The organism is Pseudoalteromonas sp. TAB23, assembly GCF_000498075.1.
GTDB classification, from domain to species: domain Bacteria; phylum Pseudomonadota; class Gammaproteobacteria; order Enterobacterales; family Alteromonadaceae; genus Pseudoalteromonas; species Pseudoalteromonas arctica.
Genome location: NZ_AUTP01000179.1, coordinates 683 through 14633 on the forward strand (window position 1 = coordinate 683; position 13951 = coordinate 14633).

General features: G+C 40.4%; 8 protein-coding genes and 1 pseudogene (1 of these 9 only partly in view). 1 reads left to right on the forward strand and 8 read right to left on the reverse strand.

Going from position 1 to position 13951, the window contains the following annotated elements:
- The 6 genes and pseudogenes from L654_RS01000000125775 to L654_RS0108540 form a co-directional block, all read right to left on the reverse strand.
- A pseudogene (locus tag L654_RS01000000125775) lies at positions 1-962 on the reverse strand (efflux transporter outer membrane subunit) (it extends 449 nt beyond the left edge of the window).
- Positions 959-4093, reverse strand: coding sequence for an efflux RND transporter permease subunit (locus tag L654_RS0108520; protein WP_024607787.1), 3135 nt, complete (start codon positions 4091-4093; stop codon positions 959-961). Before L654_RS0108520 ends, L654_RS01000000125775 begins: the two are co-directional and overlap by 4 nt.
- Positions 4094-4105: 12 nt before the next feature.
- Positions 4106-5275, reverse strand: a complete 1170-nt coding sequence (locus L654_RS0108525; RefSeq protein WP_024607788.1) for an efflux RND transporter periplasmic adaptor subunit — start codon at positions 5273-5275, stop codon at positions 4106-4108.
- 289 nt (positions 5276-5564) lie between these two features.
- Complete coding sequence (locus L654_RS0108530) at positions 5565-6866, reverse strand: hemolysin family protein (RefSeq protein WP_024607789.1); 1302 nt, start codon at positions 6864-6866, stop codon at positions 5565-5567.
- Between the two features lie 147 nt (positions 6867-7013).
- Positions 7014-7703 (reverse strand): transporter substrate-binding domain-containing protein, encoded by a 690-nt coding sequence (locus L654_RS0108535; RefSeq protein WP_024607790.1) that lies wholly within the window; start codon positions 7701-7703, stop codon positions 7014-7016.
- Between the two features lie 129 nt (positions 7704-7832).
- Complete coding sequence (locus L654_RS0108540; RefSeq protein WP_024607791.1) at positions 7833-8942, reverse strand: arginase family protein; 1110 nt, start codon at positions 8940-8942, stop codon at positions 7833-7835.
- Between the two features lie 452 nt (positions 8943-9394).
- On the opposite strand from L654_RS0108540, the gene udp reads away from it, so the two are divergent.
- On the forward strand, positions 9395-10150 hold the full coding sequence (gene udp / locus L654_RS0108545; protein WP_007582384.1) for a uridine phosphorylase: 756 nt from the start codon (positions 9395-9397) through the stop codon (positions 10148-10150).
- Between the two features lie 68 nt (positions 10151-10218).
- Here the strand turns inward: udp and cdd are convergent, their stop codons facing one another.
- Positions 10219-11145 (reverse strand): cytidine deaminase, encoded by a 927-nt coding sequence (cdd, locus tag L654_RS0108550; RefSeq protein WP_024607792.1) that lies wholly within the window; start codon positions 11143-11145, stop codon positions 10219-10221.
- 136 nt (positions 11146-11281) lie between these two features.
- Positions 11282-13927, reverse strand: a complete 2646-nt coding sequence (ppc, locus tag L654_RS0108555; protein WP_007582382.1) for a phosphoenolpyruvate carboxylase — start codon at positions 13925-13927, stop codon at positions 11282-11284.
- Positions 13928-13951 lie beyond the last annotated feature (24 nt).

Here is a 13951-nt window from a genome sequence, read left to right on the forward strand (position 1 = left end):
CAGACCCGGCATTGGCTGTTAAGCTAATACTTGGATAAAACGCCGCACGTGCAATACCAATATTGGCATTTGCAGCAAGCATTAAGTGCTCAGCGGCTTTAATATCAGGGCGCTGCGATAACAGGTCAGACGGTAAACCAACCGGCACTTCTGGCATACTGATCAAGTTAGTCAGGTCTTTATTAGGCAGCAAATCAGCTGAAACAGATTTACCCACTAATAAATCTAGGGCACTTTTATCACGTTTTAACAAACGCTTGTACGTAGCTATGTCTACTTTTGCCGTAGCAACTGTACTTCTAAGCTGCTCAAGGGTAATTGAAGACGTAGCACCCAAATCAAAGCTTTTTTGCGTAAGCGATAATGACTCTTGCTGAGAGGTTAGCGTTTCTTTTGCCAGCTCTAGCAGTTGTAAGTCCGTCGCGTAACTAAGCCACGCATTTGCAAGCTCAGAAATTAAAGACACCTGCGTACTGTATTGGCTAAGCTCTGTAGAGTATAAATTTTGGAGTGCTTGCGCTGATTGGTTGCGTACTTTGCCCCAAATATCTAACTCATAAGATGTAATACCCACTGTTGCACTGTATTGCGAGCTAATAGCTGCATCGCCAGTACCGGATAAATNAATCAGCCGGTAAACGCTGGCGCGTACCAGAAGCATTTAAATCAAGTGACGGGTACAAAGCAGAGTCTTCGATTTGATACAAACCACGCACACGCTGCACGTTAAGCACAGCAATTTGCATGTCTTTATTATGCTCAAGGCTTTGCGTAATTAAGGTTTGTAGTTTTTCATCATTAAAAAACTGCTGCCAATTTAATTGCTGTGCAGCGCTTTGCTCAGTACCTGATGCATAAGCATCAGGTACTGGTAGAGCAAGGTCTTTTTGCTCTGGCGCTAATTGACAACCGCTTAGCACCAATAGAGCAATTGCACTTAGGCTGAATGTTTTAATGCTCATTCTGCCCTCTCCTTTGTTGTCTCGTTAGTTTTTCCAGGAAATACACGGCGAACTAACACAAAGAACAACGGTACAAATACAACAACTAATATTGATGATGCGAGTGTGCCGCCAATAATCGAAATACCTAACGCATTTTGTGCGCCCGAGCCCGCACTTGAGGCTATTGCAAGTGGTAAAACACCACAAATAAAGGCCATCGAAGTCATGAGTATTGGACGTAATCGTAAGCGTACAGCTGCAATAGCTGCATCTACTAATCCCAACCCTTCATCCATTTTATGAATCGCAAACTCTACAATCAGTATCGCATTTTTAGATGCCAAACCAATGGTGGTCAACAAGCCTACCTGCAAGTAAATATCGTTTGATAAGCCACCGCCTAGCGCTGCCATAATCGCACCAAAGATACCCAGAGGCACAATCATCATTACCGCAAACGGTACCGACCAACTTTCATAAAGCGCGGCTAAACATAAAAATACAAACAACAGCGATAAGCCATATAGTAAAGGTGCTTGACCGCTACTTGAGCGCTCTTGGAATGAAATACCGGTCCACTCAGACGAAATACCATTAGGTAATTGTTTAACTAAACGCTCCATTTCATCCATTGCTTGGCCTGTACTGTAACCCGGCGCTGCACTACCTTGAATTTCCATTGCTGAAAAACCATTGTAACGCTCTAAACGTGGCGAACCATACGTCCAGTAGGCACTAGCAAACGCTGAAAACGGCACCATATCGCCATTGTCATTGCGCACATACCACTTATTTAGATCCTCAGGCACCATGCGCGATTGTGCATCACCTTGCATATACACTTTTTTAACTCGACCACGGTCAATAAAGTCATTCACATAACTACTACCCCATGCTGTCGAAAGTGTACTGTTAATATCGTTTTGCGACACACCAAGCGCTTCGGCTTTTGCCAAATCTGTATCAAGTTGTAGTTCTGGCATATCTTCTTGTCCATTTGGACGTACGCCCGCTAAAATTGGACTTTGGCTTGCTAAACCTAATAACTGATTTCGTGCCGCCAAAAGTGCGTCATGGCCAAGGCCTACACGGTCTTGTAAGAAAATATTGAAGCCATTAGCAGTACCCAGTTCAACAATTGCAGGTGGCGGGAATGCAAACACAAACGCTTCTTTTATCGTTGAAAAGTAGCCCATCGCTTTACCTGCAACACCTTGAACAGATAACTCGTCACGCTGACGCTCATCCCAATGTTTAAGGTTAACAAAGGCAATGGCTGAGTTTTGGCCAGAGCCTGCAAAACTAAAACCAGTAACGGTAAAAATACCATTCACAGCTTCAGATTGATCGTTTAAAAAGTGATTTTCTACCTTTTTAACAACCTCAAGCGTTTGTTGTGTTGTAGAGCCTGCCGGTAATGATACCTGGTTAAACAAAATACCTTGGTCTTCGTCAGGTAAAAATGCCGTTGGCAAGCTTGAGAATACATAAACCATACCGCCCACAATCACGCCATAAATAAGTAAGTAGCGTTTAGAGTGCGTAAGCATACGGCCTACAAAGCTTTGTGCACCTGAATTTGTTTTATCAAAACCACGGTTAAAGCCTGTAAAAAATCGGCCAAATAACGTCTCATTGTTATGTACATGGCTTGGTTTTAAAAGCGTTGCACACAATGCAGGCGTTAAAATAAGAGCAACTAAAACAGATAACCCCATCGCCGATACCAGTGTTATAGAAAACTGACGATAAATAATACCGGTAGAGCCACTAAAGAATGCCATTGGGATAAATACCGCAGAAAGCACCATGGCAATACCTACCAGCGCGCCTTTAATTTCATCCATAGATTTACGCGTAGCTTCAAGTGCCGAGAGTTTTTCCTCGGTCATTAAGCGCTCAACGTTTTCTACAACAACGATTGCGTCATCTACCAATAAGCCTATGGCAAGTACCATCGCAAACATCGTTAGCGTATTTATTGAATAACCAAAAGTGTACAAAATACCAAACGTACCTAGTAAAACCACTGGCACTGCTATTGTTGGTATAAGTGTTGCCCTAAAGTTTTGTAGGAACAAATACATAACTACAAAAACAAGTACAACAGCTTCAATTAAGGTGTGAATAACTTTTTCGATAGATAACGATACAAACGGCGTTGTGTCGTAAGGTATAACAGCATCTAACCCTTCAGGGAAAAACGGTTTTAGCTCTTCAATCGCTTTTTTAACTCCAGCGGCAGTATCAAGTGCGTTAGCACCACTGGCTAATTTAATACCTAACCCTGATGCAGGTTGCCCATCGTAACGAGCAACAACGCGGTAGCTTTCACCGCCAAGCTCTACTCTAGCAACGTCCTCTAGACGTACAAAAGAGCCATCTGGATTGGTTTTAACCAATATTTGTTCAAATTGCTCTGGCGTTTGTAATCGACTTTGCGCTGTTACTGTTGCATTAAGTTGCTGACCATCAACGGCAGGCATACCGCCAAGTTGACCGGCAGATACTTGCGCATTTTGCGCACTAATTGATGCACTAATATCAGCAGGTGTCAGCTTATAATTTTGTAACTTTGAAGGGTCTAACCAAATACGCATCGCGTACTGAGAACCAAACAGCTGCACTTCACCTACGCCTTCAACACGCGAGACAATATCTTGCACGTTTGATGAAACATAATCGCCAATATCAATATTGGTCATGCTGCCATCTTTAGACACAAAAGCATAAACCATTAAAAAGTTACGCGCTGACTTTGCAACTACAACACCTTGCCTTTGAACGGCTTCTGGTAATAGTGGAGTCGCTGTCGCTAGTTTATTTTGCACTTGAACTTGTGCAATATCAGGGTCTGTTTCGGCGCTAAACGAAAGTGTAAGTGTAGCAGAACCACTCGACTCAGACGTAGATGACATATAAAGCAAGCCATCAAGGCCTTTCATTTTTTGCTCAATAACTTGCGTTACCGTATCTTCAAGTGTACGTGCAGATGCACCAGGGTACGTTGCTGTAATACTTACTGCAGGCGGTGCAATTGAAGGATACTGCGAAATAGGTAAGCTCCTAATCGCCAAAATACCTGCAAGCATCACTACAATAGCGAGTACCCAAGCAAATATCGGTCTATCGATAAAAAATCGTGACATTAAAACTCTCCGTTATTGCGCTTGATCGGCTTTAGTAGACGATTGAATTTCAGAAGGATTCACTGGTGCACCAGGGCGGATTTTTTGTAAGCCTTCAACTATTAATTTATCGCCATCCATTAAGCCATCAGTAACAAGCCAATCAGAACCTATTGTGCGGTCTACTTTTAAAACACGGCTTTCTACTGTGTTGTCTTTGCTCACAACCATTGCTGTTGGTTCGCCTTTTGAATTACGGCTAACACCACGTTGCGGAGCTAAAATAGCACCCGCCTTAACACCTTCCACAATAGAAGCTCGGGCATACATGCCTGGCAGTAATAATTTTTCTGGATTTGAAAATTTAGCACGTAGTATTACTGAGCCAGTACTTGGATCAACTGTCACTTCAGAAAACTGCAATGTGCCTTTATGAGGATAAATAGAGCCATCTTCCATAATAAGTTCAACGTCAGTTTGGCTAGTCGAATCAACACTTAGAGCACCTGATGATATTGCTTTTTTAAGTTTGGTAAGCTCATTACTTGATTGTGTTAAATCGATATAAATTGGATCTAACTGAGTCACTGTAGCAAGTGCAGTACTTTGGTTAGCACTAACTAGTGCACCTACAGTTACGCTTGATTTACTAATTTGACCACTAATTGGTGATGACACATGGCTGTAATCAAGGTTAATTTGCGCCGATTTTAACTGCGCTTTAGCCGTTAATAATTCTGCTTTTGCTTGTTTGTATGCAGCATCTGCTTCATCAAAGTCTTGCTGACTTACCGCTTTTATTTTTAAAAGCTCGCTAAAACGAGATGCTTTAGCTTTACTACTTGAAATACTCGCCTGAGCACGTGCTACGCTTGCTTCACTTGCTGCTAAGTCTGCTTCAAATGTCGCAGGGTCTATTTGATACAGTCCTTGGCCTTGTTTAACCTCTTTACCTTCAACAAATAAACGAGATTGCACAATACCACTTACTTGTGGGCGAATTTCAGCAATTTGAAATGCACTGATACGACCAGGAAGTTCTTTTTTGAGAGTAAGCGCTTGGCTTTTTAATGTAAGTACACCCACTGGTACAGCTTTAGGAGCTGAAGCTTGTGACTGCTCAGCAGCCTGATCACAACCAGTTAAAGCAACAGAACCGACGAGGGCTGACAATACAAATAAAGCGATGCGGGAACGCTGCATGTTAAATACCTTTTAGTTTAGAGTGAACGATCATTCTAAATTAAAACGCGCTGATAATGAATCTTAATTAGAAGAAATTTACACAAACTTACACTCCTCAGTACAATATACGTCTTAGGTTGCATTTAATGTTAATTAGATGAAAATAGAATCAAGACTGTATGAAAATAAAACAACTTAACATATTGAAATAATATCTCATTTTAGAAACGAAGTTTTTAACAGGCACAAAAAAGCCAAGCAAATACAGCTTGGCTATTTATATAAAAACTAAAGCACACACCTTATTTTAAAGGGTATTAGCACTCTGCGGGTTAATAACCCTTGAAACTAACAACTGCTCTACCCTAATTCCTTCTACATCAACAACTTCAAACTTAAAACCTGAAAAAGTTAAATGCTCCGCGCGTTTAGGTATTCGCTTCATATTGTAAATTAAAAAGCCAGCTACCGTTTCATAGTGCATCTGGTCAGGAAATTCTTCTATATCAAGTACTTTTGCTAAATCGGTAATTGGGGTTAGACCATCTACAAGCCATGAATTTTTATCGCGTTCTATGATTAATTCGTCGCCTTGGTGAGTGATTAAATCACCCATAAACCCTTTCATTAAATCCTTTACCGTAACAATACCCACCGAAAGCGCATATTCGTTTACGACAACAGCAAATGGTTTTGCTGCACTTTTAAACGCATTTAAAGCTTCTGATAAGCTTAATGTTTCGGGTAAGTAAAAAACATCTTTATCAATGAGATCATCGTTTATATTGGCGGCTTCGCCTTTTAGCACTTGTCGTAAAATATCTTTAGATTCAACAGAGCCATGCAACTTATCTAAATTTCCAGACACCACTAAAAAGTGGTTATGAGGATGGTCAATAATTTTAGTCGCAATATCATGGCTAGATTCGTTTAAATCAAAATATACAATTTGGTCGCGTGGCGTCATTACGCTTGATAAAAATCGCGCTTCTAAGTCAAACACATTGCCGATGAGTTCATATTCTTGCTTTTGCAAACTACCGTATGCAGCACCTGCTTCCATCATGGCAACAATGTCCTCTGTTGTCACATTGTCTTCTCGCTCAGCGGGCACTTTAAATAAGCGCAACACAAAGTTAGTGACACCATTAAAAAACATCACCAGCGGGGTTAATGCAAAGGTAACCCAGCGCATTATTGTAACCACTCTAACAGCGACCGCTTCTGGCATGATCATCGCTAAACGCTTTGGCATTAAATCGGCGAATAATATAAACAAGGATGTAATAGTAAAAAACGAGAATAAAAAGCTAATTTTTTCTAAATGCGCACCTTGATAAAACAATACCAACACACTTTCAACATAAGGCGATAAGGCCTGCTCGCCCACAATACCACCCAATATCGCTATCGCGTTGAGTGCTATTTGGATCATGGCAAAAAAAGCCCCTGGATTTTCTTGTAGCTTTAGTACCGCTGCTGCCTTTATATTCCCTTCATCTGCCATTACTCGCAGTTTTATTTTACGCGACGCTGCAATTGCTATTTCTGACATAGCAAACAACGCACTGATCAAGATCAATAAGCTAATCCCGATTAAATCACCCATTTAACGCTCCAAAAAGTTAGTGCTTTTTTAAACAAAAAGCAGCTGGATTATAATCGGTTTTTTAAACGCAGCAATTTATATTTACGAAATATATTTAAGCTATTAATTTTCAATTGGTTGAGAGGTAAAAAAGCAAATTTAAAGTGCTTAAATTTTATTAAAGGCGACTTTTAATTGAGAAACTAAAGCCGGATCCATATTTATATTACAGGCAAAAAATAACGGAGACTGAGTTGTATTTAAATTAAGTAATGGTTCGAGTAACTCAAGCTTAGGCTCTGTTTTAACTCGGTAGTTAAATTGCTTTTTGTTGAGGATAACAAAATCAAGTATATGGTGACGAGTGCTTATGAGTTTATCTATTTTATCTAGGCTATCGATGAGTAATAAATGCTTGTTCTCACTAAAGCCCCTCTCAAGCAAATAGTGATGACTAAAGTTATCACGCAGTACTGCTATTTTATATTTTTTAGCATCATTGAGAGTATTTAACTTTATACCTCTGGACTTTAGACCATAAATGGCAGAATCAAAGCTTTCCAGTTCACCTACCCAGTTAAACTTACTTTCTCTATTAGGTAATCGAACAATTGAAAATATACAGGTATTTTTATCGCGTAGCGCTGCATTGTAGGATATGGCCCAACTATGCGCCAACATAGTGTAGTTTATACCAGTACCTTCTAGCGCTTTATGAACTTTCTCGACAGAGCGGCCAACGAGTTTATTATCTTCATTGAGATACTGAAAGTCCGGAAATACTTCCGTTACTATTGTTATTTCAGTTGCATCAACTTTAATACAGCTAATGAACAATAAAAAGATCAATAATTTCATTCAGCGAGGCCTCAACTAACTCATTATATGTATTTAATAAATATAGCTGAGGCTTTATGAACTGCTAGTTTTTAGTCATGTAATGCACACTTATACGCTGATAGTGCTAGTATTTATAGCTCCTACAGCTTACTTGTTCATCGCACTAATTAAAAAGGCTGAAATTTTAGCGCCTTCTCTAAGTGTCGTTTCAGAGCTTGATTGACCCACTAAAGAGCTGTCGGTAAATGGCGCTATTTCCATCATATCAGCACCAGTAATCGGGAACTCATCCGCAATGGCTGATAAAATATCAAGTGCATGCTGTGGTGTTAAACCATTATGTTCTGGCGTACCTGTGGCAGATGCAAACTCTGCATCAAGCGCATCAATATCAAAGCTTACGTATACTTCATCAACGTTATCGGCTTTTAACTGTGCAATAGCGTCGGCAGCAACTGCTGCTGCGCCGCGCTCAATGATTTCATGTGCCCAGTGCTGTTTAATACCAAAAGTATTTTCCCAATGCGCTTTAGGCTTGCCACTTGAGCGTATACCAAACTGTATTAAATGATGCGGCGCAGGTAAAAACTCTAATATATGTGTACACCACGAGCCAAAACATAAATCTATGCCTAAGCGCTCAACGAGTAAATCTGTATGCGCGTCAAAGTGAATAATAGCGGTGCGCCTACCTTGCTCACGTTTTGCTTTTAAGTACGCTTTGGTAAGTGGGTAACTAATTGAGTGATCGCCACCAATACCAAATATCCCTTTATCTTTAAATGTTGCGTAAAAGCTGTCGCATACATCCTCTGTGATTGATAACGGACTTACGTAATAGTCGTTATCTTCATTACCGTATAGGGCTTTTTGGCAATTAGAAATGGTTGCATCATTTAGGTATTTATCATGAAGTAAATGTGGGATTACACGTACATCGCCTAAATCAAACGAGTGACACTGCGGTTGCTGATCAATTAAAGCTGAGCGCACAAACAGTGGCCCCCAGTTTGCACCGCGTAAAATACCACCGCCACAGTCTGAGCTAATACCTAACATAACGGCTTTATGTGGAGAATTTGGTAATTCATTTAAAGACTCGCGCCACAAATTATCAACGTTTTCAGTTTGTCCATAAAGTTTATTACGCAGTGCGGCTTTGCGCTCCTTTGCAGTATTTACTGTGTATACGCCATCACCCGGTGCGCACAAACAGTGCTCAACTTTGTTTTTAAATGCTTCAAATTGTGTGCTCATAATAAACTCCTTCGATTTTTATTCTGTACGTAGCTAATTACTTTTGATTAGTTATGCAAAATCACCAAAAGTGCCTAAACTTCAAATAAATTCCACTTTGCTAAATAACTCTGTGCCTAATATAAATAAACACGTTAGCTTTTACGTGCTTAAAAAATTTAAGCCATTGAATTAATTTAATATTAATGAATATTTACCATAAACTATTTAATTGTAGTTACGCGCTTGGTTGATACTTATTATGTCTACTTGAACATGTCAACAGCACAACAAGGCTACTTGTATAAGCACTTGATTGAATATTCATAGTTGATGAATAAATCAAATTAGTTCTTAAAATTATTAAGACTTAATTGGAGGAGTTAATATAAAACGGACAATCGTCCTGTACTTGATAAACGTTTCTAGCAATGATGCTAGATTGACACAATTTATTATAAAAAGGCTTAGCTATGGAAAAGGTATTTCACTTAGGACTATGTATTGACGATCTTAAAGGTGCAAAACTTGCGATTGTACCGGGCGATCCAGATCGTGCTGCACGCATTTCACAATTCCTAGACAACCCAACCTGCCTTGCTCAAACTCGTGAGTTTCATGTTTACTTAGGTCAACTAAACGGCCATTCGGTGGTTGTTTGTTCTACGGGTATTGGTGGTCCATCTACGTCGATTGCAGTAGAAGAATTAGCACAACTTGGCGTGCGTAAATTTTTACGTATTGGTACAACAGGTGCGATTCAGCCACATATCAACGAAGGCGAAATTTTAATTAGCCAAGCGTCTGTACGTTTAGACGGTGCAAGCCAGCATTTTGCTCCTCTTAGCTACCCTGCTGTGTCTGACTTTTATGCAACACAAGCTATGGTACAAGCATGTAAAAACTTAAATATCGATTTTCATATTGGTATTACTGCATCAAGCGATACATTTTATCCAGGACAAGAGCGTTACGATACGCATTCTGGTTACGTTCCTAAATCACTACAAGGTAGCTGCGAAGAGTGGCAAAAACTGGGCGTAATGAACTACGAAATGGAATCAGCAACATTATTTACTATGTGTGCAGCCCTTGGTTTACAAGCAGCATGTGTTGCCGGCGTACTTGTTAATCGTACTCGCCAAGAAATACCAAATGTTGACCATGGTGAAATTGAGCGTAAATCTGTAGCGGTAGTATTAGAGGCTGCAAAAGTATTACTTGATTAATACCAAGTAAACTCAATAGATAAAATTATAAAGCACAGCTCTGGCTGTGCTTTATTGTTTTTAAGAGGTTATTTTAGCTGAGCTCTAATTACTTCTATTTCCGGTAGATTTTTAAAACTTGCAAGTACAGCACGTGCTACACCCGCTTGGTTTTCATGGCCTGCGGTTTCTAAAAGTGTAATTGATTTTACTGTACTTTCGTTAAAGCTAAGCCCTGCGATAAATAATTGGCTAAGTGCACTTTGTAGTGGCGACAAGCTTGGGCTGTACGCTGCGTTTTCTGCGTAACTTCCGTAAAAATCACCATTTTTAAATGTACTAATTTTTACTGCACTAAAGTTTTTACTATAGGGTACGTATGCGTTTAATGCTGTACTTGCTAGTTTTTCATCTAGTTGATCATTTGCAAATACTTGCTGGTGAGGCTCTGGATTAAACAAGCTAAACGCGTTACCTAAATCAGTCGGCCCAAACGAGTGCGGCAGTAATTCTGCTAATTTAAAGTGTTGCTCTGGCAATAAAATATCAAACTCTTTCGCATCAGCGAGTTCGTTCATAAACTGACGACAATACCCACACGGTGCATCGCTAATCGCTATTTTAACTATTTTTTTAGCGCCGTTTAACCATGCGTTATTTATAGCCGATTGCTCTGCATGAACCACTAAACTCAATGCTTGATGATCAAACTCTACATTTGCACCAAAGTAAAAGTTTACCTCATCGTTTTCATCAAGTGCTTTAACAATTGCGCCTACATGGAAATCTGATATCGGCGCAACAGCATACTCAGAAGCCAAAGGTACTAAACCTTGTAATAATACATCATCAGACACATTGAGTTGTGCGCATAACTGCTTAATATTATTAGAATTTAATATGCCACGTTGTGATTTTAATTGACTACGTAATGACGCTGTTTGCGCTACGTTTAATGTGATGTGCGAATTTGTAAGTGCTGTATCTTGCTGTACAGTAAAAGTTGCTGAAGCCATAACATTTTTTAATTATTCAATGGCTAAGTAGTTTAAAAGGTTAAGGTGTTAAATACCAGCCTATTTAACGCAAAAAAAGGGAGCACATCGCGTGCTCCCTTTTAATACCAATAGGTATACCTAACAAAATAACATGTTAGCCGGTATTACGCATACCTGCTGCAATACCTGTCATCGTGATCATTAATGCATTATCAATGTCACCTTCGTTGCGTTTTTCCTCTGAGCGAGCACGGCGTAAAAGCTCAACCTGTAGTAAGTTAAGTGGATCGGTGTACGGGTTACGTAAACTAATCGACTCCTTAATCCAAGGTTGTTCGGCTAGTAGGCTTTTTTGCGGGCTAAGTGATTGCACCAAGCTAATGGCTTCTTGAAGCTCTTTACGAAGTGTTACACCCAGTGGTTTGTACATATCTTCCACCAGCGCATTATCATAATGCTCACTCAACCAACAATCGGCTTTACTAAATACCATTTCTAGCATTTCTAGGCGCGATCTAAAGAACGGCCACTGTAAGCTCATTTCGTTTAGAGTTTCTGCGCCGTACTTATTAAGCGCAGCTTTTAAGCCTGTTAACGCACCTAGCCATGCAGGAAGCATTAAACGGTTTTGGCTCCACGCAAAAATCCATGGAATAGCACGTAGACTTTCAACGCCACCATTAGGATTACGTTTTGCAGGACGCGAGCCAAGCGGTAACTTAGACAGTTCAAGCTCAGGTGTTGCCATTCTAAAGTAAGGTACAAAGTTTTCATCATGGCGAACTACATTACGGTAATGCTCACATGACTCCTCACTTATTAGCTTCATTACTTCGCGCCACTGCGGTTTTGGCTCCGGTGGCGGTAATAAGTTACTTTGCAGAACTGCGCCTGCGTAAATATTTAAGCTTTGCAGTGCTACATCGGGTAAACCAAATTTAAAGCGAATCATCTCGCCTTGCTCGGTTACACGCAAGCCACCTTTTAATGAGCCAGGGGGTTGTGAATGCAGCGCTTGTGCAGCGGGTGCACCACCACGTCCTACTGTACCACCACGTCCGTGGAATAAAACAAGCTCAATACCACGTGCATCAGCAAGCTGTACTAGCTTATCCATTGCTTCGTACTGCGCCCAACCTGCTGCCATCATGCCAGCATCTTTAGCTGAATCAGAGTAACCAATCATTACGTTTTGGGTGTTTTTAATGTGCCCGCGATACCAAACATTATCAAGCAATGTGGTAATTACATCACTGCCTGCGTTTAAATCGTCGAGTGTTTCAAACAACGGTGCTACTGGTAAATCAAAGCTACAGCCGCTTTCTTTTAGCAACAGTTGTACTGCTAAAATGTCTGACGCTGTTCGTGCCATCGAAATAATATACAAACCAAATGTTGCTTCGTCTTGCTTGGCAATTACATCAAAGGTATCAAGTACTTCTTGTACATCTGGGCTTGGTTGCCAATGTTTTGGAATAAGCGGTCTGCGCGAGTTAAGCTCTGCAAGTAAAAATGCTTGTTTGTCTTGCTCTTGCCATTGGTTGTAGTCGCCTAAACCTAAATAACGAGTCAGTTCTGAAAACACATCGCCGTGGCGAGATGAATCTTGGCGCACATCAAGTTTGGCTAAACGCAAACCAAAGCTATTTATACGGTGCAGTAAATCAAGTAATAAGCCATCCGCAACTACTTTCATATTACACTTTAATAACGAGCGATAGCACACTTCAACTGGGTGTTTAAGCTGATTAATATTAGTAATTAAGTCTTGTGAATCGCTGCGCTTATTTTTAATTTTAGCACCTAAGTGCGCCACTGTTTCTGCAACTTGGTTTTTAAGCTTTTTGATTACCGCTCTATATGGTTCAAACTCTTGCCCTGCAAGCTCAACAAGCTCATCACTGGCATCTGACATAGAGAGTTCAGCGCACAACGTTTTTAAATCTTGAATGTATAAGTTAAGTGCCATCCAACGACCATGATCAAGCACTTCTTTTGTTACCTGCGATGTTACAAATGGATTACCATCACGGTCTCCACCCATCCACGATGTAAACTCGATTGGGCTGTAATCTATTGGTAACTCTAAGCTCAACTGGTCTTTAACATTCGCTGAAAATTCACGTAAAAAGCGCGGAACCGCATGCCACAGGCTATTTTCTATTACTGCATAGCCCCATTTGGCTTCATCAACTGGCGTTGGGCGAGAGCGACGAATATCGTCGGTATGCCAAGCTTGGCTAATCAGCTGTTCAATACGATTTAAAATATTGTCCCGCTCTTGCACTAAGTTATCTTTTCGCTCTAATGACGCTAAGCAATCACTTAGTTCAACGTGTTTGTTAATAATAGTACGGCGCGTAACCTCGGTTGGGTGAGCGGTCAATACTAAGTTTATGTGGAGTTTTGAGAGTGTTTCGGCCAAATGATTACTGTCTAACTGGCCTTGTTCTGCTTTTGTAGCTAACGTTTTTAATGTTTGAGTGAGAGGGTTTTGTTGACCAAGGCCAACGTCATTAAAACGCGAAACGGTATGAAATTGCTCTGCTACATTAGCAAGGTTTAAAAAATGATTAAATGAACGGGCAACCGGTAAAAGCTCTTCATCACTAAGCGCATGTAAAACATCTATTAGCGCTTGTCTGTCGTCTTCGTTACCACTGCGAGATGATTTTGATAAAGCACGAATTTCTTCCACTTTATCTAAAATCGCTTGACCTTGGGCATCTTTGATTGTTTGTCCTAGTAGTTGCCCTAGTAAATTTACATTACCTCGCAAGGCGGCGTATTGTTCACTCATTTATCAGTCTCCATTTTTTCGTAG

What these genes read in the sequence shown, in the direction of transcription:
- L654_RS0108520 (WP_024607787.1), bottom strand. Translation starts at nt 4,093, where the DNA reads ATGTCACGATTTTTTATCGATAGACCGATATTTGCTTGGGTACTCGCT.
- L654_RS0108525 (WP_024607788.1), bottom strand. Translation starts at nt 5,275, where the DNA reads ATGCAGCGTTCCCGCATCGCTTTATTTGTATTGTCAGCCCTCGTCGGT.
- L654_RS0108530 (WP_024607789.1), bottom strand. Translation starts at nt 6,866, where the DNA reads ATGGGTGATTTAATCGGGATTAGCTTATTGATCTTGATCAGTGCGTTG.
- L654_RS0108535 (WP_024607790.1), bottom strand. Translation starts at nt 7,703, where the DNA reads ATGAAATTATTGATCTTTTTATTGTTCATTAGCTGTATTAAAGTTGAT.
- L654_RS0108540 (WP_024607791.1), bottom strand. Translation starts at nt 8,942, where the DNA reads ATGAGCACACAATTTGAAGCATTTAAAAACAAAGTTGAGCACTGTTTG.
- udp (WP_007582384.1), top strand. Translation starts at nt 9,395, where the DNA reads ATGGAAAAGGTATTTCACTTAGGACTATGTATTGACGATCTTAAAGGT.
- cdd (WP_024607792.1), bottom strand. Translation starts at nt 11,145, where the DNA reads ATGGCTTCAGCAACTTTTACTGTACAGCAAGATACAGCACTTACAAAT.
- ppc (WP_007582382.1), bottom strand. Translation starts at nt 13,927, where the DNA reads ATGAGTGAACAATACGCCGCCTTGCGAGGTAATGTAAATTTACTAGGG.